The 25,901-nt window shown below is 51.2% G+C and carries 26 protein-coding genes; 20 read left to right on the plus strand and 6 right to left on the minus strand.

Translation table 11 applies throughout. The annotated features are described in order from the left end of the window. Positions 1 to 25 precede the first annotated feature (25 nt). The 3 genes from HA050_RS21965 to HA050_RS14950 all read right to left on the minus strand — a co-directional run bounded on the left by HA050_RS21965 (position 26) and on the right by HA050_RS14950 (position 4,742). Positions 26 to 1,456, minus strand: a complete 1,431-nt coding sequence (locus tag HA050_RS21965) for a tetratricopeptide repeat protein (protein ID WP_205836449.1) — start codon at positions 1,454 to 1,456, stop codon at positions 26 to 28. Further along, positions 1,453 to 3,282: a pilus (MSHA type) biogenesis protein MshL gene (mshL, locus tag HA050_RS14945; protein ID WP_166827748.1), complete on the minus strand. Its 1,830-nt coding sequence runs from the start codon at positions 3,280 to 3,282 to the stop codon at positions 1,453 to 1,455. The genes HA050_RS21965 and mshL overlap by 4 nt, the downstream gene beginning before the upstream one ends. A gap of 149 nt (positions 3,283 to 3,431) precedes the next feature. Next, entirely contained in the window at positions 3,432 to 4,742 is a 1,311-nt protein-coding gene (locus HA050_RS14950) for an ExeA family protein (protein WP_166827750.1), read from the minus strand. 415 nt (positions 4,743 to 5,157) lie between these two features. Between HA050_RS14950 and HA050_RS14955 the strand changes: the two genes are divergently transcribed. The 14 genes from HA050_RS14955 (at position 5,158) to HA050_RS15020 (ending at position 15,058) form a co-directional block, all read left to right on the plus strand. After that, on the plus strand, positions 5,158 to 5,967 hold the full coding sequence (locus HA050_RS14955) for an ABC transporter ATP-binding protein (RefSeq protein ID WP_166827752.1): 810 nt from the start codon (positions 5,158 to 5,160) through the stop codon (positions 5,965 to 5,967). Further along, positions 5,960 to 6,754, plus strand: a complete 795-nt coding sequence (gene mlaE, locus HA050_RS14960; protein ID WP_308418906.1) for a lipid asymmetry maintenance ABC transporter permease subunit MlaE — start codon at positions 5,960 to 5,962, stop codon at positions 6,752 to 6,754. The genes HA050_RS14955 and mlaE overlap by 8 nt, the downstream gene beginning before the upstream one ends. Before the next feature lie 64 nt (positions 6,755 to 6,818). After that, complete coding sequence (gene mlaD, locus HA050_RS14965; RefSeq protein WP_166827756.1) at positions 6,819 to 7,286, plus strand: outer membrane lipid asymmetry maintenance protein MlaD; 468 nt, start codon at positions 6,819 to 6,821, stop codon at positions 7,284 to 7,286. 29 nt (positions 7,287 to 7,315) lie between these two features. After that, on the plus strand, positions 7,316 to 7,918 hold the full coding sequence (locus HA050_RS14970) for an MlaC/ttg2D family ABC transporter substrate-binding protein (protein WP_166827758.1): 603 nt from the start codon (positions 7,316 to 7,318) through the stop codon (positions 7,916 to 7,918). After that, a complete protein-coding gene (locus HA050_RS14975) occupies positions 7,915 to 8,190 on the plus strand; it encodes an STAS domain-containing protein (protein WP_166827761.1) in 276 nt (91 codons plus the stop codon). The genes HA050_RS14970 and HA050_RS14975 overlap by 4 nt, the downstream gene beginning before the upstream one ends. Positions 8,191 to 8,288: 98 nt before the next feature. Further along, positions 8,289 to 9,095 (plus strand): MlaA family lipoprotein, encoded by an 807-nt coding sequence (locus HA050_RS14980; RefSeq protein ID WP_166827764.1) that lies wholly within the window; start codon positions 8,289 to 8,291, stop codon positions 9,093 to 9,095. Further along, the gene (locus tag HA050_RS14985) at positions 9,092 to 9,988 is read left to right on the plus strand and encodes an ABC transporter ATP-binding protein (RefSeq protein ID WP_115228677.1); all 897 of its coding nucleotides are present in this window, start codon (positions 9,092 to 9,094) and stop codon (positions 9,986 to 9,988) included. Before HA050_RS14980 ends, HA050_RS14985 begins: the two co-directional genes overlap by 4 nt. A 51-nt stretch (positions 9,989 to 10,039) precedes the next feature. After that, positions 10,040 to 10,795, plus strand: coding sequence for an ABC transporter permease (locus HA050_RS14990; RefSeq protein ID WP_166827767.1), 756 nt, complete (start codon positions 10,040 to 10,042; stop codon positions 10,793 to 10,795). Between the two features lie 4 nt (positions 10,796 to 10,799). Next, positions 10,800 to 11,045: a BolA family protein gene (locus HA050_RS14995; protein WP_166827769.1), complete on the plus strand. Its 246-nt coding sequence runs from the start codon at positions 10,800 to 10,802 to the stop codon at positions 11,043 to 11,045. Then, positions 11,042 to 11,221 (plus strand): hypothetical protein, encoded by a 180-nt coding sequence (locus tag HA050_RS15000; RefSeq protein ID WP_166827772.1) that lies wholly within the window; start codon positions 11,042 to 11,044, stop codon positions 11,219 to 11,221. The genes HA050_RS14995 and HA050_RS15000 overlap by 4 nt, the downstream gene beginning before the upstream one ends. Positions 11,222 to 11,238: 17 nt before the next feature. After that, positions 11,239 to 12,489 (plus strand): UDP-N-acetylglucosamine 1-carboxyvinyltransferase, encoded by a 1,251-nt coding sequence (gene murA, locus HA050_RS15005; RefSeq protein ID WP_166827774.1) that lies wholly within the window; start codon positions 11,239 to 11,241, stop codon positions 12,487 to 12,489. A 162-nt stretch (positions 12,490 to 12,651) separates the two neighbouring features. Next, complete coding sequence (locus HA050_RS15010; protein ID WP_099397116.1) at positions 12,652 to 13,056, plus strand: DUF4870 domain-containing protein; 405 nt, start codon at positions 12,652 to 12,654, stop codon at positions 13,054 to 13,056. Positions 13,057 to 13,223: 167 nt separating this feature from the next. Then, the gene (hisG, locus tag HA050_RS15015; protein WP_166827920.1) at positions 13,224 to 13,883 is read left to right on the plus strand and encodes an ATP phosphoribosyltransferase; all 660 of its coding nucleotides are present in this window, start codon (positions 13,224 to 13,226) and stop codon (positions 13,881 to 13,883) included. A gap of 839 nt (positions 13,884 to 14,722) precedes the next feature. After that, positions 14,723 to 15,058 carry a hypothetical protein gene (locus HA050_RS15020; RefSeq protein ID WP_166827777.1) on the plus strand — a complete coding sequence of 112 codons (336 nt, stop codon included), beginning with the start codon at positions 14,723 to 14,725 and terminating at the stop codon, positions 15,056 to 15,058. Positions 15,059 to 15,128: 70 nt separating this feature from the next. Here the strand turns inward: HA050_RS15020 and HA050_RS15025 are convergent, their stop codons facing one another. Next, positions 15,129 to 15,356, minus strand: a complete 228-nt coding sequence (locus HA050_RS15025; RefSeq protein ID WP_205836450.1) for a hypothetical protein — start codon at positions 15,354 to 15,356, stop codon at positions 15,129 to 15,131. 12 nt (positions 15,357 to 15,368) lie between these two features. Here HA050_RS15025 and mgtA point away from each other — a divergent pair, with 12 nt between their 5' ends. Beyond that, complete coding sequence (gene mgtA, locus HA050_RS15030; protein WP_166827782.1) at positions 15,369 to 18,038, plus strand: magnesium-translocating P-type ATPase; 2,670 nt, start codon at positions 15,369 to 15,371, stop codon at positions 18,036 to 18,038. 391 nt (positions 18,039 to 18,429) lie between these two features. Further along, complete coding sequence (locus HA050_RS15035) at positions 18,430 to 19,020, plus strand: PEP-CTERM sorting domain-containing protein (RefSeq protein WP_166827784.1); 591 nt, start codon at positions 18,430 to 18,432, stop codon at positions 19,018 to 19,020. A 67-nt stretch (positions 19,021 to 19,087) separates the two neighbouring features. Here the strand turns inward: HA050_RS15035 and HA050_RS15040 are convergent, their stop codons facing one another. After that, positions 19,088 to 19,681, minus strand: a complete 594-nt coding sequence (locus tag HA050_RS15040) for a response regulator transcription factor (protein ID WP_166827787.1) — start codon at positions 19,679 to 19,681, stop codon at positions 19,088 to 19,090. After that, on the minus strand, positions 19,678 to 21,570 hold the full coding sequence (locus tag HA050_RS15045) for a PAS domain S-box protein (RefSeq protein ID WP_166827790.1): 1,893 nt from the start codon (positions 21,568 to 21,570) through the stop codon (positions 19,678 to 19,680). Before HA050_RS15045 ends, HA050_RS15040 begins: the two co-directional genes overlap by 4 nt. 132 nt (positions 21,571 to 21,702) lie before the next feature. Between HA050_RS15045 and HA050_RS15050 the strand changes: the two genes are divergently transcribed. The 4 genes from HA050_RS15050 (at position 21,703) to HA050_RS15065 (ending at position 25,816) form a co-directional block, all read left to right on the plus strand. Then, the gene (locus tag HA050_RS15050) at positions 21,703 to 22,698 is read left to right on the plus strand and encodes a TRAP transporter substrate-binding protein (protein ID WP_166827793.1); all 996 of its coding nucleotides are present in this window, start codon (positions 21,703 to 21,705) and stop codon (positions 22,696 to 22,698) included. 423 nt (positions 22,699 to 23,121) lie between these two features. Beyond that, entirely contained in the window at positions 23,122 to 23,733 is a 612-nt protein-coding gene (locus HA050_RS15055; protein WP_166827796.1) for a TRAP transporter small permease, read from the plus strand. Further along, complete coding sequence (locus tag HA050_RS15060; protein WP_166827799.1) at positions 23,730 to 25,103, plus strand: TRAP transporter large permease; 1,374 nt, start codon at positions 23,730 to 23,732, stop codon at positions 25,101 to 25,103. Before HA050_RS15055 ends, HA050_RS15060 begins: the two co-directional genes overlap by 4 nt. 95 nt (positions 25,104 to 25,198) lie before the next feature. Beyond that, positions 25,199 to 25,816 (plus strand): nucleoside/nucleotide kinase family protein, encoded by a 618-nt coding sequence (locus HA050_RS15065; protein WP_166827801.1) that lies wholly within the window; start codon positions 25,199 to 25,201, stop codon positions 25,814 to 25,816. Positions 25,817 to 25,901 lie beyond the last annotated feature (85 nt).

Genomic DNA, 25,901 nt, shown 5'->3' on the forward strand with positions numbered 1-25,901 from the left:
GGCGCTAACTTTGTGGCGGCAATCATTATTGCGGCTCCAAAGCTTTCAATCTTGCTTCGGCAATTGCCCGGTCAAAAGTCCCTTTGCCTGCTAAGGCCTGCCGGTAATACCTTGCTGCAGATTTGTTTTCTTGTAAGTGCTCCAGGCTGATAGCCAGATTAAATGCGTAATCTGCATTGCCTGCATCCAGTGACAATGCCTGAAAATACGCACCCTGTGCCTCGCTCCATCGATTTTGCCCTGCGTAAAGATTAGCCAGGGCAAATGCGGCATCGGCCTGCTGAGCCGAGAGCTGGCGCAGGCCTGCTTCCGAGCTTTCATTCGCAGGGGTCAGCGAATACAAAGCCGACTGCGCCACTTCATCTCTTGGATACAGCGATAATATTTGCCGGTAAAAATGAGCGGCCTCTGCCCCTGCGCCCCGCTTCATCGCCAGAGCGGCCATTCCCAGCAAGGCATCACGATTTCGGGCATCCTGCTGCAGCATGCGGCGGTAGCCCTCTTCAGCCGCCCGATAATCGCCCTGCTGAAACGAGCGGTATGCCATCGCCAGCGGCAGCGGAACGGCAGCCTCATTATTTTGGGTTTCAAAACGAATGCCTGCGCCATTGGGTGCGCCGGAACGCTCCTCCACACTGGCCGCATCCCCTTTGTAGCGGGCAGGAGCAGGCAGGGGGGGAGGAGTCAGCACGGCCACCACGGCACTGGCGGCCAGCACTGGCGCCGGAGTGGCTGGCACCGGGCTGGCGGCGGGTGTGGCCAGGGCCGCCTCTGCGATTGCTGGTGCTGGTGCTGGTGCTGGTGCTGGTGCTGGTGCTGGTGCTGGTGCTGCAACAGCAGACACGGTCAGGGCCTGATACTGCCACCAGAAATAGCCGCCCATTCCCCCCACAATCACCACGCCCCCCAACACCAGCCAGGGCAGCGTTTTAGAACGCTGCTGCAGCTTAAGCACGGGCGGCGGAGCAACGATGGGGGCAGGAGGAGGAGGCGTCATTGTCACAGGAGCCGCTGGCTCTTCCGGAGCGGCAGGCGGAGGTGTGCTTTTCAGCCATGTGAGATCTTCTTCAGGCTCTGGCTCATTAAGCAGCACTGGCGGTAAATTAGCCTCATCCACGGCTGAATTAACCTGACCGGTTTGATTGGCTTGACCGGCTGGAGCCGGATCGCCAGACGGAAGAGGCGGTACCAAATCATCTAATGGCAGCGGCACAAACTCCCATGGTGCATCAGCAGAAGGGGCTAAGGGCTCAGTATCTTCCAGAGATAAAAAAGTAGTTTCTTCCTCCTGCGCATCTGGCGCTGGCTCCTCAGCAGCATCACTTAGCTGCAGGGGGGCATTCAGATCAGCGGCCTGATCAGTTGCAGCATTGTCATCACCAGCGGCCAGAGCTGCCGCCTCACGCAGCCGTTTGGCTTCCTCCGCTTTTTTTAAGGCCTGCAGCAATAAGCTCATGGTTTAGTCCCCAAAGGAACACCTCCGGACTGAAATGCCGATAAATCATGATCTGCTTCATTCTTAAAAAACTGATCATTAGGTAAAAACTGCTGATAATTACCTAAATCGCTGCTGTCCCTGATTAAAACAGGGCGTAAAAAAACCACTAATTCAATTTTTCTGACTTTATCATTGCGATAGCTGAATAAATCGCCCACATAGGGCATTCGCGATAAACCCGGCACCCCCTGCCTGTCATTATTTAATGAATCCTGAATTAACCCGCCCAAAATAGCCACTTGCCCGCTGGCTACTTTTAAAGTGGAATCAAACTCCCTGACCTGCAATATCGGCACAAGACTTTTAATTTGCGTATTGTTGGCGGCCGCCAGAATGGCCACAGCAGGGTCTTCAATAAATGAATTAATATTGGTAATGGTTGGCCTTACATTCAGGGCAACCTGGCCATCTTCAGAAATTTGCGGCGTCACCTGCATCACCAAACCAATAGGCACTGTATGCAGCTCGCTGTCGTAAGTAGCCTGAGTGGTGACTTTTCCATCAGTTACAACGGGTGGTGTTACTTTAATTGTAAAATACACCTGCTCTTCCACAACCTTCATTACGGCCGTCTGATTATTTAATGCCATGATTTTGGGGCTGGATAGAACACGGGTACGGCCAAATTGCTCCAGCATTTTAATAGTGAAATTAAATGTGCCGCTTAAAATACCCCCCGTTTTGGTATATGAAAGAATACTTAAAGGGGCAGTACCCAGATTATTAGCCAGGGATTTCTGTTGAAAATTTAACTGATTATCTGTTTCGCCAATCCGGCTCCAGTCCACCCCCGCCTGATACTGATCAGATAATAAAACCTCTACAATCGTGGCCTCAATCAGTACCTGACGCAAAGCACCGCTTTGTACTGCATTTAAATACTCTGCTACTTTTGCGTGTTCTTTCTGGCTGGCCCTTACTGTAACAACACCTGTTTCCGGATTAAGAATAACGAGTCTGCTGCTATCTGCCGGCGGGCTGGTTTTATTAATGGGCTGCGATTCACCTGATTTTATTTTTTCTGTTTCTGCATTGGTTTTATTAGCCTGAGCTATATCTTTGGCCGCTTTAGCTGCTTCTGCAGCTGTTTTAACGACTTCTTTTTTATCAGCAGAGACATTGCTTTTAACAGCCTGCGCGCTTTGATCCTGCACAATAGCCCCCAGCTGCGCCCCGCCATTTTTCGCATCAGCAGATATACCCAGCAGCTCTTTTAAATTTAAATCGATCTGTTTCCACAGATGATGATCGGCCAGCATATCAATTTGCGTATTAGAGCTATTACCAGACCCGCCACCACTGCCACTGCTTACCGAATTAGCCAGCGTAACGTTAGATTTAACGTTTCTGGATAAATTAAAATAATTCATTCTGTAGGTTTTAAGATAAGGCAAATCTGGCGTAACGGTTAATACGCCGTTTTCTAATTCCCAGCGCAAATCAACTTGTTTACTCATCCGCTCTAATATTTGCGGCAGCGTCTGATTGATGGCATTTAATGTAACATTGCCACTTACCCCGGCATGCACATCCACATTTATTCTGGCATCCCGCCCAAGAGCAAATAAAATTTCATTTACAGGCACCTGATGCACCACGACGCTATAGGTAGCCGTTTTAGCAGCAGGCTGCGGTTTAGGTAAAACAGGCATTGCACTGACCGGTTTTGGAATCTCAGAAGAAACGGCTTTAGCTTCTAAATGGCGGCCAGTTTCCATCTCCAGGCCCGATTGACCGGCGCAGGCACTGAGCAAGAAAACCAGAATTAAAATTTGCCACCGCATTATTGAGCACTCATACAGAAACATCTGCTGTTTAATAGCCGGATCAATACATCATCAGGCCAGCCATTTAAGTTCGGCATGAAATAATTTATAGAATGGAATAATTAATAATTCCTGATTAATAGCTTATCTCTGCTATTTATTCACGCTTACAAATTCCACAATTCGTCCCGCATCCCTCCCACAGTGCGCAAAATAGGCTTATTTTTTCTGAGTGATTCCGGCAGACTGGCCATTGCAGCTTTGGCACTGTTTTTATCAGGAAAAAGGCCATAAACCAGGCCCCAGCCTTTACTGCCCCTGACTTCAGCGGGGTAAATTAATAATTGCTCATGGGGTAATAACAAAGCGGCCTGTGCCAGGAATTTTTCTAATTCAGCCGTTTTGGATTGAGAAGTCACCAGCAGCATAACCGCCGTATCACTCGCCTCAGCACGATTCATTTTTTGCCTGGATTCAGTCAGTTTTTGCCGCAAAGCTGCAGTAAGCGGCAAATCCGGGGCCAGGGCTTCCGGGCTGCTGGCTAATGCCAGAGGAGCCGATGCCACAATCACTTGTGCCGGCGGGTTTGCGGCTTGCATCAGGCCAGCCCACACACCTCCGGCCAGCCCCACAGACAGCACAATCCATCCCCATCCGGTGCGCTTTTTAACCGGTTTGAAAGCGCTGTCTTTCACCGCCGCGCTTACATGCTTTGCTGTAATTGAATGCTGGCTCTGGCAAAATGCAGCCATTAAAGCTTTATCCGCCAAAATATTTATCCGCCGGGTTAAACCTTCCGAAGCGCGATAAATAGACGACAAAGCCTCGGCTTGAAATAACTCTGGCCCACGATACCCAGCCGTGCGCATCCGAAAATCGATATAAGATTCAATATCTTTTGCTTTAAGCGGCGCCAGCTGAAATACATGGGTAATCCGCTCGCGTAATTGGCGTAAATCCTGCCTGGCCAAACGCGCATCCAGCTCGGTTTGCCCAAACAATACAATTTGCAATAATTTATGGTGGCCATGATCCAGATTTGAAAGCAGCCTGACGGCCTCCAGGCTTTCTGTTGGCATGGCATGGGCTTCATCGATCAGAATGACCACCTGCCGCCCTGTGGCAAAGCGCTCGAGTAAGGCCGCCTGTAAATCCCTGACTCTGCCACTCGTGTATGTTGCATCGCAGACTATGCCCAGATCGTCAGCAATCATCAGCATTAATTCATCCGGCTTCATGGCGGGATTAGCGATATAAACGCTGTCCACGCTGGCGGGTAAACGCTCCATCAACACCCTGCACAGCATAGTTTTGCCACTTCCAACCTCCCCCACCACTTTAACCAAGCCTTCTCCTGCCAGGACGGCATAAATCAAGGCATCCAGAGTAGCGCCCCGCTCAGCCCCGACAAAGAAAAACTCAGGGTGCGGCGTAATCCGGAAAGGGGGTTCGTTTAAGCCAAAGTGTTCCAGATACATTGATGATCCTGTCTATGGATGAACGCTTGCTTTCATACTAGTACGAGGATTCAGTAAAAATTAAACAAATATCTGGACGGACAAGCCTTTACCTGAGCGCAATAAAACGCTGCAGATGCAATGCTCATCAGTCGTTAAATAAAGCGGGGATTAAATTGACAACCAGCAGGAATAAATACGATAGAAATGTTGTTTTTTCGTGTGTTTGCATGCCGTTTTTGGCGGGTTTATCAGGGCAAAAAACACAATGAATCAGGGCTGATTCCGCGGCAGCAAAAGCGATACAAGACTTGCCGTGACAAGCCAGCTTTGCTGCATGGCAATAATTCCATACATTTTCATACAAAGTTAACCTACCTGATCAGGCCAGACACACCTACAATACCCCCTTTTTATGCCAAGAGTATCGTGAACCATGCCTTCCTCGCTGGTCCAGTTTGAGAATGTGAGCTTTGCTTACGGTGAACGTCCGGTGCTTACCGATGTATCGCTGAGCATCAAGCCCGGCCAGGTGGTCGCCATCATGGGTGGATCCGGCTCGGGCAAAACCACCATCCTCAAGTTGATTGGCGGGCAAATTCAGCCCCATATGGGCAAGCTGACGGTTGCCGGAGAGGATGTGGGCAGGATGAACGAGGCCAGTCTTTATAAAATGCGTAAAAAACTTGGCATGTTGTTTCAGTTTGGCGCGCTTTTTACTGACTTATCTGTATTTGATAACGTGGCATTTCCGCTCAGAGAGCGCAGCAATCTGCCCGAATCCATGATCCGTGATTTAGTGCTGATGAAACTGAACGCCGTAGGCTTACGGGGCGTCAGTGATCAGATGCCATCAGAGCTGTCCGGCGGCATGGCAAGACGCGTGGCACTGGCAAGGGCAATTGCCCTTGACCCTGCTGTGATGCTTTATGACGAGCCATTTACGGGTTTAGATCCCATTTCGCTCGCCACGATCGGCCAGCTGATCCGCAATTTGAATGATGCCCTTGGCACGGCATCGGTGATTGTGACGCACGATGTTGAAGAATCGCTGTCGATTGTGGACTACGTCTATTTTCTGGCCGACGGAAAAATTGTTGCCGAAGGCACGCCAGAACAAGTTCGCTCATCAACACACCCTTTTGTAAAACAGTTTATCAATGGGGAAACAGACGGCCCTGTGCCTTTCCACAAACCCGCTGTCCCCTATGCCAGCGATCTGGGATTGGAGCCACCCCGTGCTTAATTATCTGTTTAACGCCATCTCAAAATTTGGCCGGCCGTTCAGCAACATCATCATCAAGCTGGGCTTTGCCTGCCGCTTTATGCTGGCTATCCTGCGTCATTCCCCTACCTCCTTGCTCAGGTTTCAGCTTACAATGCGTGAAATCTGGTTTGCGGGTGTGCTCTCTGTATTGATTATTGCGGTATCAGGCCTGTTTGTAGGCATGGTCCTGGCCCTGCAAGGTTTTGATACGCTGCAGCGCTTTGGTGCTACCGAATCGCTGGGCATTTTAGTGGCCCTGTCATTGGTCCGAGAGCTGGGGCCTGTGGTGGGTGCTTTACTGTTTGCCAGCCGTGCAGGCTCGGCCATTACCGCAGAGATTGGCTTGATGAAAGCCACAGAACAACTGGCGGCAATGGAAATGATGGCCGTTAACCCCATCGCCCGCGTCGTTGCACCGCGTTTCTGGGGGGGCGTGATCTCTATGCCTCTGCTTGCGGCCATGTTCAGTGCAATGGGTATTTTTGGCGGCTATCTGATTGGGGTAAAGCTGCTTGGGCTGGATGAAGGCGCTTTTTGGTCGCAAATGCAAAGCGCAGTGGATTTTCGCCAGGATGTCATCAACGGCGTGATCAAGAGCGTGGTATTTGGTGTTGCCATCTCACTCATTGCGGTCTTTGAAGGGTATGATGCGCCGCCTACCGCTGAGGGCGTATCTGGAGCAACAACCCGTACGGTTGTGACCAGCTCACTTGTCATTCTGGCGCTGGACTTTGTGCTCACCGCCTTTATGTTCAGAGGAATTTAAGAATTTCCGGATGTCCCGGCTTATGGCCGGTGCATCCGCTGTTAAGTGTCTAAGGGGTATTAAAATGAAAAGAGGCATGATTGATTTCTGGGTAGGTCTGTTTGCCGCTGCAGGCATTGCCGCCTTGCTGTTTTTATCTTTGCGCGTCAGCAGCCAGACCACTTTACCGGCTTCCGACAGCTACGAGCTTACAGCTAATTTCGACAATGTAGGCGGGCTTAAAGTACGTGCCCCTGTGAAAAGTGCCGGGGTTTTGGTTGGCCGTGTGAGTAGTATCACTCTGGATACAGAGCGTTACGTTGCACGGGTGAAGCTGGATATGGATAGCCGCTATCATTTCAGCAAAGATGCTTCTGCAGAAATCCTCACCTCAGGTCTCTTAGGTGAACAATATATCGGCGTTACATCTGGCGCAGACGACAAAATGCTTCAGGCTGGAAATAGCTTCACCATTACTTCTTCAGCCATTGTGCTGGAGCAATTGATCAGCCGGGTGCTGTTTAACAAAGCAGAAACCGCTGCTGAGAAATGATCGTAAGCAATATCAATGGAGTACACAAAATGAAAAAATGGATCCTCGCCCTCTCAATGGGTTTTATCGCAACCTGCAGCCTTGCCGCGCCAGTTGAATCGCCAGAATTGATTGTAAAAAATGTCAGCCGTGATGTGCTGGAAATCATCAGGAAAAACGATAGGGATCAGCTGAAAGCCAGAGATTTAGTCGATACACGGGTTGCACCGCTGGCTGACTACAACCGCATGACTATGCTGGCTGTCGGGCGCAACTGGAAAACAGCAACGCCGGAACAACAGCAGGCTTTAACACGCGAATTCCGTACGATGCTGGTTCGCACTTACTTCTCTGCGCTGTCTATCTACAAAAACGCACAGGTTGATGTAAAAGGCACTCGCGCGGGCAACGACTCCAGTGAAATGGTCGTGCTGACCGAAGTCAGCCTGCCTGGCCAAAAGCCTATTCCGCTTGATTTCAGCTTTGAAAAAACCGATGCTGGCTGGAAAACTTACGACATCGCAGTTGATGGCATCAGTTTTATCAATAACAACCGCAATCAGTTTAATGCCATCATCCGTAAAGATGGCCTTGATGGCCTCATCAAGCAATTATCTGATCGTAATAACGCGCAGCGTAACGCCAGCAAATGAAAACCTTTCAGCCAGATGGTACGCTTACGCTTGAATCCGCAAGCCGCCAGCTCGCCACATTGCCCAGCCTGGGGCAAGGCGAGCAGCTGAATGTAGACTTAAGCCAAATCACAGCAGCAGATTCCAGCGCTGTTGCGCTGCTCTTACACTGGATGCGCACCGCCCAAAAGCAAGGGGCAGAATTGCAATTTTCTGGTGTGCCTGAGGGGCTGGCCGGTTTGATTCGCCTCTACGAAGTAGATGCTCTTTTACCACTGAGTAAGCAGATATAAATTTTCTGCCCCGATTGCACTGAGCGCCGTTCTATAAAGCAGCGCTCAGCTGCAAATCAGCCTAGAATATCGACCTTGCTCACTTATTTACGACACACATGCGCCGTCTTCTTCCTTTTTTTGCCCTCCTGCTTGGCGCATGTGCGACGCCACAGAATAACTACGACCCTATCGAGCCTGTGAATCGCGGTATTTATGCGTTTAACAACACGATAGATAAAGCCGTGGTTAAACCTGCCGCCGAAGCACACGAAAAATACTCCCCTGGCCCTGTTAAGCAGGGTGCGAGTAATTTCTTTGACAATATCGATGATTTCTTTGCATCGTTTGGTGCCCTGCTGCAAGGCAAAGGCAGCGAAGCAAGCCACAGCATGGGCCGAGTCTTGGTTAACACCACACTGGGCATGTTTGGCTTAGTCGACTGGGCCAGCGATATGGGCCTGAAGAAAAGCGATGAAGACATTGGTCAGGCTTTGGGCAGCTGGGGAATGGGTTCCGGCCCCTATTTAATGATTCCTTTTCGTGGCCCAACCACGCTCAGAGACAGCAGCGATTTAGCTGTACGCTTCTTTGCTGATCCGTTAGATATCTGGGATGGCTCCCAGGAGCTAAGCACACAAGTGATTCGCTATGGAGCATGGGGCATTGAGCAGCGCCGTCAGCTGCTGCCGCTGGATCAGCTGGTAAATTCACAAGCTGACCCTTACGCCTATATACGTGATGCCTATCTGCAACGCAGATACTTCAGAGTATGGGACGGCAACCCGCCCAAGCCTCTGCAATTAGGCCCGACAGACGAAGAGCTTGATGCGATTGATGCAGCGAAAGAGCAGCGTGCAAATGCATCTGCGGCAAGCGCACCTGCCAGCCTGCCAGCAAGCGCTGTTGCCGGGGTAGCCCCTTGAGCGCAATTGTTTTTGAATCAGTAGCCAAGCAATTCGGCGATTTTCATGCACTAAAAGGCGTGAGCTTTACGGTAGAGCAGGGTGATTTTTTTGCCCTGCTGGGCCCCAATGGTGCCGGTAAAACCACACTGATTTCTGCCCTTGCAGGCTTATCCCGGCCCACATCCGGGCATATTTCTGTAATGGGCTTTGATGTTCAGAAAGACTACCGCGAAGCCCGCCGGGCAGTAGGCATTGTTCCGCAAGAGCTGGTCTTTGATCCCTTTTTTACAGTACGCGAAACGCTGACATTCCAATCCGGCTATTTTGGCCTGCGCAATAATGGCGACTGGATTGACGAGATTCTTGCCAACCTTGGCCTCACCGACAAAGCCAACACCAATATGCGGGCCTTATCCGGCGGCATGAAGCGCCGTGTGATGGTGGCGCAAGCCCTGGTGCACCGCCCGCCCGTCATCGTACTGGATGAGCCCACCGCTGGTGTGGACGTAGAGCTGCGCAAAACACTGTGGGATTTTATCCGCCGCCTTAATAGTGACGGCCACACCATTGTGCTGACGACGCATTATTTAGAAGAAGCCGAAACTCTGTGCAACCGCATCGCCATGCTTAAAAAAGGCGAGCTGATTTCCCTTGAAAACAAAGACACGCTGATGAGCCGCGGTGCGGCGCGTGAATTGTTTATTAAAATCAAACCTGCCGTACTGCCTGCATCCCTTGCCCCGCTGCTGATTTGCGAACGTGATAACGGCTTTGAGCTCAAACTTGCAGACTGCAAAGATCTGGAAGCCATCCTTACCGAGCTCAGAAATAACTCGGTTCAGCTCAGAGATATCGAAGTAGGCAAGGCCGATCTGGAAACGATTTTTGTCGACATGATGTCTGGCAGCTAATTCGCCACCAGCACATCACTGCCCACACACCCTCTGCGACAAGAAGACACTATGCAAGGTTTTTACACGCTGTTTTACAAAGAAGTACTGCGCTTTTGGAAAGTTGCTTTTCAAACCGTAGCAGCGCCTGTGCTCACTGCGCTGATGTACCTGCTGATTTTTGCCCATGTGCTCGACAGCCATGTAGAGCCCTATCCCGGCGTGCAATACACCGCGTTTCTGATTCCGGGCCTTGTAATGATGTCGGTGCTGCAAAACAGCTTTGCCAATTCTTCCTCCAGCCTGATTCAGTCAAAAGTAACCGGCAGCCTGATTTTTGCCCTTTTGCCACCGCTTTCACATATGGAGTTTTTCCTTGCCTATATGCTGGCAGCCATGGTGCGCGGGCTTGTTGTGGGTGCGGGCGTTTTAGCTGTCACCATGTGGTTTAACCTGCCGGCTTTTGCTCATCCGCTGTGGATTTTAGTTTTTGCGCTGACCAGCTCGGCCTTGATGGCCGCCCTGGGCATCCTGGCGGGCATCTGGGCAGAAAAATATGATCAGCTGGCTGCATTTCAAAATTTTCTGATTATGCCGCTGACGTTTTTATCCGGCGTGTTCTATTCCATTCACAGCCTGCCTGCCTTCTGGCAGGGCGTTTCGGCCTGGAACCCAATATTTTATATGATTGACGGTTTTCGCTACGGCTTTTTTGGCGTAAGCGATGTATCGCCATGGCATGCATTAGCCGTTGCAGCGCTTTCTTTAGTGATCGTTGGCAGCGCTGCCTACGCATTGATTAAATCTGGTTATAAATTAAGGCAATAACCCCATGACTCCCGAATCAGTACAAGCCTTGCTTACCGATCGCCTCAGCGCCACTGCGGTTGAAGTAACAGGCGATGGTCATCATTTTTATGCGCGTATCGCATCCCCCCGCTTCGAAGGTCTTGGCCTGCTGGCCCGCCACCGTTTAGTAAAAGATGCGGTTAAACCAGAAATTGATTCGGGTGAATTACACGCCCTGTCGCTGGAAAAAACGCTCACGCCAGCCGAATGGGCAGAGCGTGCAGTGTGAGTAAAGAAGATCGCTTCAACCTTGATGGCATAGAAAAAAACCGCGCCAGGCTGGAACAAGCCATCGTTGACGCAAAAAAACCGCCAGACCGCAGCTCGCAAAAGCTGGCTGCCTTAACCAATCTGCCATGGCTGATCGCCGGCGTTGCCGCGCTGCTTTGGTATTGCCTGAAATAACTTCAAGAGTTCGACAAATGGACAAATTAAAAATTACTGGCGGCACCCCGCTGGCTGGTGAAATCTCTATCTCTGGCGCAAAAAACGCTGCATTACCTATTTTATGTGCCAGCTTACTGACTGCGGGCACTTTACGCCTCACCAATGTTCCCCAGCTTGCTGACGTAAAAACCACGCAAAAATTGCTGCAGGGCATGGGCGTGCGCGTCATGACCGATAACGTACACGAGTACGAAATCACCGCCAGTGAAGTCACTACCCTGATCGCCCCTTACGAGCTGGTTAAAACCATGCGCGCATCGATTCTGGTGCTCGGGCCTACACTGGCCCGCTTTGGTGAAGCTCAGGTTTCCCTGCCAGGTGGCTGCGCCATTGGTGCCCGCCCGGTTGATCAGCACATCAAAGGCCTGCAAGCAATGGGTGCCGAGATTGTGATCGAGCACGGCTATGTAAAAGCCACTGGTAAGCTCAAAGGCGCACGCATTGTTTGCGATATGGTTACCGTAACCGGCACAGAAAACTTGCTGATGGCGGCCACTCTGGCAGACGGTATCACCATTATCGAAAACGCTGCGCGTGAACCCGAAGTCGTCGATCTGGCAGATTGCCTGATCAAAATGGGCGCAAAAATCAGCGGCCACGGCACAGATACCATTACCATCGAAGGCGTAGCCGAGCTGCACGGTGCAGAACACGCCATCGTGCCGGATCGCATCGAAACCGGCACTTTCCTGATCGCCGCCGCCGTAGCACAGGGCAAGCTGGTATTACGCAATACCCGTGCGGATATCATGGAAGCCGTGCTGGAAAAACTGCGCGAAGCGGGTGCTTATATCGAAGCGGGCGACAACTGGATCGCCATTGATATGAAACAACGCCCTAAGGCTGTAAATATCCGTACCATGCCCTATCCTGCTTTTCCAACCGATATGCAAGCGCAATTTATGCTGCTGAACTGCGTAGCGGAAGGCACGGGCGTGATCACAGAAACCATTTTTGAAAACCGCTTTATGCACGCACCCGAGCTGATCCGCATGGGCGCCAAAATCAATACCGAAGGCAATACAGCCATTGTGACCGGTGTTGAAAAACTGGAAGGTGCTACCGTGATGGCCACCGATCTGCGCGCATCGGCATCCTTAGTGATTGCAGGCATGATTGCCAGTGGTGAAACCATTGTTGATCGTATCTATCACCTGGATCGCGGTTACGAGCATATCGAGCGTAAGCTGTCTGCTGTTGGCGCCCAAATCGAGCGGATTTCCTGAGTAAAACCGGGCTCGCATAAGCTGCCAGGGAGAGAAAACCCACCCTGGCAGGCTTAAACGCTCAGGCTGCTTTGCAAAAATACTTTTTCCTGGCCGCTTTGCATAAGCAGACAGATTAGGGTAAAACCTAGCCTGCACACACACCGACCCTGGGACATAACCATGCTGATTTTCAATCCCAAACCTGCCCCGGAAGAACAAGACAATAAGCCACGCCTGCCTTCACAAAATGAAAAAGGCGCAGCCGCTTTAGCCCACCTTGCAGGCGTATTCTGGCTCCCCATCCTGCCGATGGCGGTACTGGCCCTGATGATCCCCCTGATCGTGCTGCAATTTGCCCGTGTGCATTCTGACTATGTAGAGCAACACGCCATCAGTGCATGTAATTTCCAACTGCTGATGGGCTGCCTGTACGCCCTTGCGATGCTGGCTGGCTTTATTGTGCACAGCCCGCTGCCACTTTGGTGGATTGCCATTGGCTCAGCTATTTTTGCCCTGTGGGAAGGCGCAAAAGCCATCAACGGCTGGCCATCAAAATACCCTGTCAGCTTAAAATTATTTAAGTAATCCAATAAACGCCCGCACCCCCCCTCGCCAAAGAGATTAAATCTCTGAAACACGGGCTGGCGTGCGGCATGGGCAAAAACATGCAGTATCTGCGGCCTGTTCTCTGGCCTTCAGCCAGAGAGGCTGATTGCAATGCCGCTGCCACATTAAATCTACCGGACGTATTTATGATCACCATCGCGCTATCCAAAGGTCGTATCTTCGAAGAAACGCTGCCCTTACTGGCCGCTGCTGGAATTGTCCCTTCTGAAGCGCCAGAATCCAGCCGCAAGCTGATTATTGGCACCAATATGGAAGACGTCCGGCTGATTATTGTGCGCGCCACCGATGTGCCCACCTATGTGCAATACGGCGCGGCAGACCTGGGCATTGCCGGTAAAGACGTGCTGCTGGAACACGGCGGCGCTGGCCTTTATCTGCCACTGGACTTAGATATCGCCAAATGCCGGCTGATGGTGGCCGTGCAAAATGGTTTTGATTACGAAGGCGCGGTAAAACAAGGCGCCCGTTTACGCATCGCCACCAAATACACTGAATGCGCGCGCGAACACTTTGCCAATAAAGGCGTACACGTCGATTTAATCAAGCTCTACGGCTCTATGGAGCTGGCCCCGCTGGTTGGCCTTGCCGATGCCATCGTCGACCTCGTATCCACGGGCAGCACACTCAAAGCCAATAATCTGGTGGCCGTAGAAGACATCCGCGAAATCAGCTCGCGCCTCGTGGTAAACCAGGCCGCGCTGAAGCTCAAACACAGCAAGCTGCAGCCGATTATTGATGCGTTTGCAGCGACTGTTGCGGCCAGGCAAGCTGAGCATCTGACTTAGGTCGGGTGAAAGCCTTGAGCAAAGCTGAAAAATGCACGGGCTTCACCCCATGTGCACTGAGTACTATGTTTTTTCATTAAAAAACCGCGAAAAAACACAATAACCACGCTCTCTGCACAGGGCTTTAAAGTCCCCTTGAAACACGCAAGCTCCGAACAAGCGGGGCAGGAGATCGCTTGAGGGCGAGGCAGCGGGCCAATGCCAGCCGCAGCCGACGGTCCGCAGCGCAGGGGCCTGCGTGTTTCGTGAGATCGCCTTCTTTGCTTACTTTCTTGGCGAAGCAGAAATCAAATACTTCGCGGGGATTGCGCACCTAAACAACCTGCGTATTTTTCAACATTGCTCGCGGGCTTCTCCCGCCCTGCGATGATTCAATACTTGTAATGCTCCCCCGGCACACAACCACTTCATCGTTGTACTCCAAATAAACCAATCCAATATAAACTGAGTAAATTCATTTATTCCGCTTTGTCATAATAAAAATAATTAATTCCGCAGCCAACAACATGCCTTTCGCATTCAATTATTATTAATATTAATTAATCAAACAATTATTGTTGACATTAATTATCTGATCAGTAAAATGCCCTGCATATTAACTATCTGAGAGGCTGTCTGTGGACAACGACGGATGTAATCGATCTGTGTTGGTTAACCGCGGTATAGCAGGATAAACAGATTCAATCTGCCATATCCTGCAACGCAGGGTGTGGTGTCTTTGGGCTTAGCCCCGCTCACCTTCTCCATTACATAAAACAGCAAACTGCTGTTTTATGCCTGTGGCTGGGTTTCATCCTTATTGATATCAATCGTCCTCCCTTTATTTTTCGGAGGCTGAAATGCACTTTCTAAAACGACTTATCATCGCCATACGGGGCACGCATGCCCGTGAGATTCATCAATCACAGTATTTTTTAAATATCAGCAGCTCTGAATCAACGATCAGCGATCTGCGCAAGATGCTGATTCACAAGCTAAATCTGCTTGGATTTCAGGCTCAGCAGCTAAAAATCTTTCGTCAGCCCGAAGGCACATTCTGTCTTTCGGTACTGCTTAATTTATCGGCAGACTTGCGCCAGAGCTTTATCCAGATGGCCATAGGCTTAAGCCAGCATCAGGATGTGCGCCGTATTCAGTGGGGATTAAGAAGCAATAGGCCCCGCTTACGCAGCTAAAGATGCCAGGCATATATTTAATGATTTAACAGGCTCTGCTTAATTAAGCAGAGCACATAAATAAAATTATTCATTTTAAACATGAAAGGTATTTGCTCGCCTTAAACATTTTAAATTCATCATTATCATTTAAATCAGACAGGACATAAAAAAATGCCAGACGAACCGATATTGCCCGCTGAATTGCTATTAAGTTATTCAGCGGGCCAATTAAATCTATTCCTTTTATTTCAGCGCCCCGCCAGCGCGAAAGGGGATTGCTTTGCCTGAATAATGCAATGCATTCCTGCTGGCGCACAGGAAGATCAATATGCACCAAAACTACAGCACCGCCATCAGGCAGCCGGCACCACAAGCCAGCGCTTTAAGTGATGCAGCCGCCGCCGGGCTGCTCAAAACCAACGGCCTCAACGAGGTCGCTCACGACAAACCGCCTCACGCCCTCGTCCAGCTTTATCTCGCTTTTAAGAATCCCTTTGTCATGGTGCTTTTGGTACTTGCCTTTATCACCTACTTCACCGATGTGCAGTTTGCCGAAGCGGGCGAGCAAAGCTGGGTTGGGATTATTATTCTCACCACCATGGTGACTTTAAGCAGCTTATTACGCTTCTTTCAGGAATATCGCACCGGCAAATCAGCTGAAAAACTCAAATCTCTCGTCAGCAATACCGCAACAGTGCTGCGTAAACCCGCCAAAGGCCAGACCCGCAAGCTGGAAGTACCCATGAGCCAGGTGGTCGTCGGCGATATTGTCTGCCTGCAGGCGGGGGATATGATTCCGGCAGATATCGAGCTTTTAGAATCACGTGATTTATTTGTCAGCCAGGCCGTATTAAGCGGTGAAGCGCTGCCGGTCGAGAAATACGACACGCTGGGCGACGTGGCGGAGAAATCCGCCCAGACGGCATCCAGCGAAGATGTGACCGACAGGACATCCGCGAAGCCGGGTCATCGCAGCGATGAAAGCCTGCTTGATCGCAGCAATATCTGTTTTATGGGCACCAATGTGGTGAGCGGCATCGCCACCGCCCGGGTGATTGCCACCGGCAACCATACTTACTTTGGCTCGCTGGCTAAAAATGTACTCAGCCATAAACGCGCAGAAACCAGCTTTGATCGCGGCGTAAGCAGTGTTTCATGGCTGCTGATTCGCTTTATGCTGGTAATGGTGCCGCTGGTATTTATGATTAATGGCCTGACCAAGGGTGACTGGCTGTCGGCACTAACCTTTGCCATGGCCGTTGCCGTGGGCCTGACGCCAGAAATGCTGCCGATGATTGTTTCGGCCAATCTGGCCAAGGGCGCAATCGCCATGGCCAGGCGCAAAGTGGTGGTCAAACGGCTGAATTCGGTACAAAACTTTGGCGCAATGGATGTGTTATGCACAGATAAAACCGGCACGCTGACGCAGGATAAAATCATTCTGGAACAGCATTTTAATTGCGATGGCGAGCTGGATGAGGGGATTTTGCATCTGGCATGGCTCAATAGTGTGCATCAGAGCGGCATGAAAAACCTGATGGATATTGCGGTGATCGAGCGCGCCGCCGAGCTGAATAACCTGCCACTTGGCTATAGCAAAATCGACGAGCTGCCCTTTGATTTTATCCGCCGCCGCCTGACCGTTGTGCTGGAAAATCGCAAAGCTCAGCAGTTGATGATTTCCAAAGGTGCGGTCGAAGAAATGCTCGCCGTATCCACCCATTTTCAGGATGGCGATACCGTTCGCGAGCTGACACTGGCAGAGAAAATCCGCATCTTAAAGCAAACGCAGGATTACAACGCCCAGGGTTTCCGCGTGTTGCTGGTTGCCAGTAAAACCATCAGCAGCAATCAGAATCAATACAAAGTGTCCGATGAAAAAGATCTGGTGGTGCGCGGATTTCTAACCTTTCTTGACCCGCCTAAAGCATCCGCCGCCCCAGCGATTAAAGCGCTGCAAGAATATGGCGTGGCCGTCAAAGTACTGACGGGCGACAATCCGATTGTCACCAGCAAAGTCTGCCGTGATGTTGGCCTCAACCCTGGCACGCCACTCTTAGGGCCGGAAATCGAGCTTATGGACGATATCGGGCTGTGCCAGGCAGTAAGGGAATGCACAGTCTTTGCCAAGCTCACACCAATGCATAAATCACGCGTGGTGAAAGCCTTGCAAGCCAATGGCCACACTGTGGGCTTTTTGGGTGACGGGATTAACGATGCACCCGCGCTGCGTGATGCCGATGTAGGGATTTCAGTTGATAGCGGGGCCGATATTGCCAAAGAAACTGCCGATATTATCTTGCTGGATAAAGACTTAATGGTGCTGGAAGAAGGCGTCATTAAGGGGCGGGAAACCTTCGGCAATATTCTGAAATACCTGAATATCACAGCCAGCTCTAACTTCGGCAATGTGTTCTCGGTGCTGGTCGCCTCGGCCTGGCTGCCCTGGGAGCCAATGCTGGCCATGCATTTGCTGATCCAAAACCTGATTTACGATATCTCCCAGCTGGTCTTGCCTTGGGACAAAATGGATAAGGAGTTCCTGAAAAAACCACGCAAATGGGAAGCCGGGAATATTCGCCGCTTTATGGTCTGGCTTGGCCCGACTTCATCGGTGTTTGATATCACCACCTACATCCTGATGTGGACGGTATTTGGTGCCGGAGCCGCGTATTACGCCGACGGCGGTGGCCAGAGCATTATGAATTCAGGCTGGTTTATTGTGGGGCTGGTATCACAAACCCTGGTGGTGCATATGCTGCGCACCCGCAAGATTCCGTTTATCCAAAGCCGCGCCTCGCTGCCGGTCATGGTATCCACCGTTGTTGCCGTTGCTATCGGCTGCTGGCTGCCTTTCTCGCCACTGGCTGAATCCATCGGTTTTATATCGCTCGATTCATCCTACTGGTACTGGCTGGCCGCCACAATGCTGGGTTATATGATGCTGGCGCAGCTGGTAAAAACCATCTACATCCGCCGCTATGGGGTGTGGTTTTAAAATTGTAAGTATTTAAGCTTAATCACTTCACGGCTTCAAAGGCTCCCCCTTTGAAGCCATTTTTTTACCGCTTAAAACAAGGTGAATTTTTATGAATGCGCTCAGAAATTCAATTGAAGTTTTAAGTACTTGTTGTAAAAAAACAAAGAGATAGCAAAAATCAAACTACTTAAAATCGGTGTATCTCATAGCTTTTCCTCGTGTATTTCCCCCTTTTATATGCAATAAGAATAGCATTAAACTCTTATTTTCTGACTGCCAAAAACAGAAAAAAGAAAGCCTCATGTATATTTGTCTTGCCTGTATAAAGCCGTTTTATGTAGGAAATATTGGGACTTGCACTAATTTCAGTGCTTTTTTTGATCAACAATATAAGCAGGGATAGCTATTCATGAAGCTTAAAACCATTACTCATTCAATTCTTTTCGCCAGCGCAATCGTCTTCTCATCCAGCTCGTTTGCAGCAGTGATCGATGTCGACTTTAATAGCTATGCTGCAGGCACTCAAATCTCAAATCAAATTGATGGCGTTACTTTTGCCGTGCTTGGTGGCCCAGGCCCATCGGGTGCTGCGGTCATTAATCATGGCGGGCTGACCAATAGCACAGTTGGCAATTATCCAACCGGCTCAATTTTGGAGTTAAAGTTTACCGGGCTGGCTAATCTGGTGAACTTCACTTTCAATAATTATGGAAATCCAAGTACGGGTCGTGGAGCTACCTTTTATACTGCCTATGATGCTTTAGGCTCTGTGCTGGAAACCGGCAATGTGGGAGGAGGAGGCTCATTCTCCCTTGCATCCGCTGGCATTACTGACTTACGTTTTAACAACAATACTAATGGCAGCGAAAACTGGATTTTTGCTTTAAACACATTAAAAGCAAATGTCTCACCTGTTCCAGAACCAGAGACCTATGCCTTGATGGGCTTAGGTTTAGTGGGTTTATTTGCTGCACGCCGCCGCAAAGCAGTGAGCGCTTAATCCTCCTCACCAAGCAAAAAATCCAGCGATTTTCGCTGGATTTTTTGCTTTATACATCCTCACCTTATCAATGCCCCAGCAACAACTGTGATAAATCCAGCGCCGAGCGCACGCCCATTTTGGCAAAGACATTGGCGCGGTGGACTTCTACCGTGCGGATGGCGATTTGCATTTCGTCGGCAATTTGCTTGTTGAGCTTGCCCTGTAAAATCCAATCCATCACCTCGCGCTCGCGGGGTGTAATCGAGGCAAGGCGTTTTTCTAATAACTGCTGATTACCGCGCACAGAATGGCGGCCAATAGCCACCTCCAATGCATCATTAACCCGCTCCAGCAATTTCTTTTCACTGCATGGCTTTTCTAAAAAATCAAAAGCGCCCTGCTGAATCGCCTGCACCGCCATCGGAATATCACCGTGCCCAGATAAGAACAGCACAATCAGCTCGCTGCCCAGCTCGTACATCTGCCTGAATACTTCCGGCCCGCTCAAGCCCGGCATACGCACATCGAGCAGCACCACGCCTTCGCTGCCGGCATCGATGGCGGCTAGAAATTCTTCGCCCCCCTCAAAGGCATGCACGGTATAGCCATGGGAAAGCAATAACAGGCCAAGTGAATCTCTCACGGCAATATCATCGTCAACCAAATAAACTGTTTTCATCGTGGAAGGCTCATATAAAAATAGGTGCCGCCCTGTGGGTGGGCTTCAAACCATAGTTTGCCACGATGCTGCTCTAAAATAGAACGACAAATATTCAGCCCAATGCCCATTCCCAGCGATTTGGTGGTAAAAAACGCATCGAACATCCGGCTAGCCACTTCAGGTGCAATGCCTGAACCACGATCACAGACGGATAAATACACTGTCGTTTCGTCGCAATAGGTAGCCAGCCACACATCACGACGGCTTTGTGGTTGCTCACTGCTGGCATCCAGCGCGTTTCGCAGCAAATTCAGGACCACTTGCCCCAGCAAAACTTCATCCGCCGCAATCAGAGGCAGTGTGGCTCCCAAATTAAAATGTAAACGCACTCCCTGGCTGCGTGCACTGGCATCAATCAGCTCAAAAGCATTACTGGCAATATGATTGATATCGCAAGGCGCGCAATGAGGCGTGCGTTTTTGTACAAATTCGCGGATACGTTTCACCACGGCGGCGGCACGGTGTGCCTGACCAGCAATTTTGCTGAGCGTTGAATCCAGCAACTCGTGGTTATTCTGATTGGCAAACTGGCGGGCTGCGCTGGCGTAATTGCTCATCGCCATCAAAGGCTGGTTTAACTCATGCGCCAGAGTGGACGCCATTTCTCCCATGGTGATCAGCTTGCCGGTGTGACGCAGCATTTCCTCCTGCTCGCGCTCCCTTGCTTCAGCTGCTTTTAAGGCCGTGATATCCACCACTGAGCTCATCCAGCCTCGCTGCTTGCCAGTGGCATCAATCAAAGGCGTGGTGTAAACGCGGGTGGCAACCAGATGGCCATCCCGGTGCCGCACCATTGATTCAAACCCATCATGCGGCGCACGGCCACTGAGCACGATCTCGTTTTGCGCCTGATGCCCGGCAATATCTTCCGGATTCCAGTAAGGATAAGGCGGCAGCGCACCTATCAGCTCTTCGGCGCTATAGCCCACCATGCCGCAAAAGGCTGGATTTACATAGACAATGCGGCCATCCATATCGCGGGCGCGCATCCCTACCGAAAGCGAGTCTTCCATGGCGGTGCGAAATGCGTGCTCTTCCCTGAGCGCGTTTTCTGCCAGTAATCGCGCCTGCATCTGGCGGCGCAAACGCCACCAGCTGAACAGCACAATTAAGGCCAGCCCCAGCACACTGGCAATCAGCAGTTTTTGTACAAGCCCGGTTGGATGACGGTAAGCCGTGATGCGCAGCAGCAAGCCACTGCTGACTAAATCGAAAGGAAGCTGATAGCTGAGATTAGTTTCGTCTGCCTCGATTTTGGATTTACTGGCGACTTCCCTGCCATCCGCATCAATCATCTCCAGCCGGTATTTGTAGGCAAACCACCACGGCACCTGCTGCTCCAACAGCTTGTGCAGCGCAATGGATGCCACCAGCTCTAAATCATGCTCGGCCAAAATCAGCGCAATCATTCCCTTGGGATAAAGCGGCAAGGTATAACTTGGCCGCCCTATCCCCTGCGCCAAAGCAATCGGCTCACGGGTCACTTCTGCCGATAAATGCTGACCATAGCTAAAGCTCTGGTTTTTAGTACGCAGCTGAATGCCGGTAATCGCCGCATTTGCGCCAATAATTAAACGCGCACGGCTTCGAAACTCGGCCTCGCTTAAGCTGCCATCACGGGATTGCTCCAGGAGCGCGGCCAGGCGCTCTTCAGATTGCCCCAGCACAAAACGCAAATTCTGCTCTACCCACAGCACATCATTAATCAGCACCAGCCGTGCTTCTTCACGCTCGCCATGGCGCAAATAGGCAAATAACCCTAATACCGTGGCCAAAAACAAGACCAGTGCCACCCTGGGCAGAAACCAGGGGTGAGTACTCAGGCGAAGTGAAAGAGTAGTAAGCAAACGCATGCTCCAATGTTAGCACAGCGCAATTTCAGACTTACTGTGGTTTACCACAGTCGTGACAACCACAATTGAAAGCGCATTCTGACTGATCAACAATCATCTATACATTCAACAGCTTTGGAGATTGTAATGCGTACTTTACTAACGGCCATTCTGGCTCTTACTGTCACTTCTTCCTTCGCGGCCGAAGCGCCGATCGTGATCAAGTTCAGCCACGTTGTTGCCGTTGATACCCCCAAGGGCAAAGCTGCTGATTACTTCAAAAAAATCGCCGAAGAGCGCACCAAAGGCCGGGTTAAGGTAGAAGTTTATCCAAACAGCCAGCTGTACAAAGACAAAGAAGAAATGGAAGCGCTGCAATTGGGCGCAGTACAAATGCTGGCCCCCAGCCTGGCTAAATTTGGCCCGCTGGGTGTGAAAGAATTCGAGATTTTCGATCTGCCTTATATTTTTGACAGCTACGCCGAAGTCGATAAGGTCATGAAAGGCCCGATTGGCGCCAAACTGTTTACCAAGCTGGAAACCAAGGGCATTAAAGCACTGGGCTTCTGGGAAAATGGCTTTAAAAACTTCTCGAGCAACAAACCCATCCGCACGCCAGACGATCTGCGCGGCATGAAAGTGCGCATTCAATCCTCCAAAGTACTGGACGAAGAAATGCGTGCCGTGGGTGCCCTGCCACAGGTGATGGCATTTTCTGAGGTTTACCAGGCACTGCAAACCGGCGTAGTAGACGGCACCGAGCTGGAGCCATCGAATCTTTACACCAGCAAAGCCTTTGAAGTGCAAAAACACCTGACACTGACCAACCACGGCTTCCTTGGCTATGCAGTGATCGTCAACAAAACCTTCTGGGAAGGCCTGCCTGCCGACATTCGCGCCACGCTCACTACGGCAATGAATGACTCATCCAATTACGCCAACCAGATTGCCAAACAAGAAACCGACAAAGCTCTGGCCGCCATCAAAGCCAGCGGCAAAACCACCATCTACACCCCAACCACCGCCGAGCGCGCAGCCTTTCGCAAAGCCCTCATCCCCGTCCACCAAAAAATGTCCTCCCGCTTTGGTCAGGACTTGCTGACCGAGATTTATAAAGAGACCGCTTTTAAGCCGGTTGAGTAAATTGACTTAAGGGGGCTCAACGCAAAGTGGTTTGCATTTGCAAACAAATAGACAAGCAATAACCACGCTCTGCGAATGGGGCTTAAGAGCCCCCCCTTGAAACACGCCGAGGCGAGGAACAAGCGGGCGGGATTTCGGCGAGGACTGTTTGAGCGAGCTTGCGAGCGAGTTCCGCAGCCGCCGCTGTCCGCAGATGAGGGGCTTTCGTGTTTCGCGGGGTCGCCTTCTTTGCTTCCTTTCTTGGCCGTTCAAGAAAGGGAGTCCCCTGCGGGGGATTCCCGCACCTAAATCAACGTGCCGAAGGCACTAAAAAGACTTTTTTGACCTTACTTAGCAATCAAATAAAAACCGCGGCGTCCACCCGCCCTACGAGGGGCCACAAGCCCCTCTTAAAACAAAACCACCGTCCCTTCGGAGACTTTCATGAAAATACTCGATCACCTGGAAGAGTGGCTGATTGCCTCGCTGATGGCAGTGGCGACGCTGGTGATTTTTATCGCCGTGCTCCATCGCTACGCCTCCGGAGCCCATCTGCCCATCATCCAAAACTGGCTGCTCAGCATCAACCTCTCATGGGCTCAGGAGCTGTGCATTATTTTATTTGTATGGATGGCTAAATTTGGCGCGGCCTATGGGGTGCGCACCGGTATTCACGTGGGTGTGGATGTGATGATTAACCGGCTGGAGCCAAAATATCGCGCCACCTTTGTGATGCTGGGCCTGCTTGCTGGCGCACTGTTTACCGGCATTGTGGCCGTGCTTGGCTCGCAATTTGTTTGGGGAAATGGCGCGCACTATGCCTTTACCCACGCTTTGGGAATGACCGTGGGCAATCTCTACGAAGGCCCGACCACGCCTGATCTGGAATGGCCAACATGGATGGTGTACAGCGCCATTCCCCTTGGCACCAGCCTGATGTGTTTCCGGTTTTTACAAGTAGCAGCCACCTTTATGCGTACCGGCGAGCTGCCTCATCATGACGTAGCGCACGTTGAAGGCTTAGAAGAAGAAGAAGAAGAAGGAAAACCAGCATGAGCACCATTCCGGCACCAGAAGCGCACTGGTCAATCAAAATACCCGCCCTGCTATTTGGTTCTTTAGCCATTATCGCCATCGTTGGCGGCAAAAAAGCCGTTGTATTCTGTCTGCTGCTGGCGCTGATGGCCACCGGCATGCCCATATCTATTGCGCTGGGGCTGACCGTACTTACCTTTTTATTCACCATGACCAATGTGCCTATCGAATCGGTGGCACTTAAATTATTCACGGGGATAGAAAAGTTTGAAATTATGGCCATTCCCTTTTTTATTCTGGCCGGTAATTTCTTAACCCACGGCGGGGTAGCCCGCCGCATGATCGACTTTGCCACCAGCATGGTTGGCCACTTTCACGGTGGCCTGGGCCTGGCTGGCGTGCTGGCATGCGCACTTTTTGCTGCCGTTTCCGGCTCCAGCCCGGCTACTGTGGTGGCGATTGGTTCCATCCTCTTGCCCGCCATGATTAAGCAGGGGTTTCCACGTCAGTTTGGTGCGGGAGTGATTACGACAGCAGGCGCTTTGGGGATTCTGATTCCGCCATCCATTGCGATGGTGATGTTCTCGGTGGCCACCAATACCTCGGTGGGTGCGCTATTTATGGCAGGGGTGATTCCTGGCCTGATGCTGGCGTTTTTTCTGGGGCTGACCACCTGGTGGCGCGCACGCAAATTTGGTTATCCCCGCATGCCCAAGGCCACAGCGGGCGAGCGCTGGGGTGCATTTCGCCGCTCGGTGTGGGGGCTGATGCTGATCGTGCTGGTGCTGGGCGGGATTTACACCGGCGTGTTTACCCCAACTGAAGCCGCTGCCATTGCCGCCGTGTACGCTTTTATCATCGCCGTTTTTGTTTACCGCGATTTACCACTCAGCCGCGTGCCTAAAGTGCTGCTCGATTCGGCCAGCATGAGCGCCATGCTGCTCTACATCATCACCAATGCCGTGCTGTTCTCGTTTGTGATGACCAATGAAGGCATTCCACAGGCTATGGCAGACTGGCTGCTGAGCATGGGCCTTGGCCCGATTACCTTCTTGCTGGCGGTGAATATTCTGCTGCTCTTGGCAGGCAATGTGATGGAGCCATCGTCCATCATCCTGATCATGGCCCCTATCCTCTTCCCGGTAGCGGTTAAGCTGGGGATTGATCCGATTCACTTCGGGATTCTGATCACCGTAAATATGGAAGTCGGCATGTGCCACCCACCCGTGGGGCTGAATCTTTACGTGGCATCCGGCATTACCAAGATGGGGATTACCGAGCTGACCGTGGCCGTCTGGCCATGGCTGCTCACCATGCTGGGCTTTTTGCTGCTGATTACCTATGTCCCTGCGATTTCACTCTGGCTGCCAAGAGCGATGGGAATGATGTAAGCCCTTACTAACACTCAAACTACACAGGCCCCAGCCGCATTGATAGCGGCTGGGGCCTGTGTTAGTTTTAATCCTACCGCCGGAAAAAAAGCACAATGATCCAGCCCCGCTATCAGGCCAGAATCGACGCCCTGTTGGCCAGTGGCCAGCGCAAACTGCTCGGCATCGCCGGCCCGCCCGGCTCTGGCAAATCCACACTGGCTCAAGAGATTCAGCAGCTTTATCCAGAGCAAAGCATCGTCGTACCTATGGATGGCTATCATCTGGCCAATAACGAATTAGCCCGCCAGGGCAAAGCAGCCAGAAAAGGCGCAGAAGATACCTTTGACAGCGCAGGTTTTGCAGCACTGATTCAGCGGCTGAAAATCCAGCCTGCAAGCGAAACCATCTACGCCCCCGAATTTCGCCGTGAAATCGAAGAGCCCATCGCCAACGCCATTCCCGTGCAGCCTGAACACCAGCTCATCATTGTGGAAGGTAATTACCTGCTGCTGGATAGCGGCCACTGGGCCAGCTTACCCAGCCTGCTCGATGAAACCTGGTATGTAGACGTCAGCCATGCCCTGAGAGAATCCCGCCTGATCCAGCGCCATATGCAATTTGGCCGTAGCGAAGCCGCCGCTATCGAGTGGGTGCGTACCACCGATGGCCCAAATGCAAGGCTGATTGAAGCCAGTAAAGATCGGGCGGATGTGCTGTTTAGCTGGGAATAAATAACCGGCAAATCAAGGCAATAAGCCATGCAGATGATTTTCTGACGCAGAAGTGCAGTTGGGTATAATCGAAGCACGAAAATTT

The sequence above is a fragment of the Iodobacter violaceini genome (genome assembly GCF_011601265.1).
GTDB lineage: Bacteria > Pseudomonadota > Gammaproteobacteria > Burkholderiales > Chitinibacteraceae > Iodobacter > Iodobacter violaceini.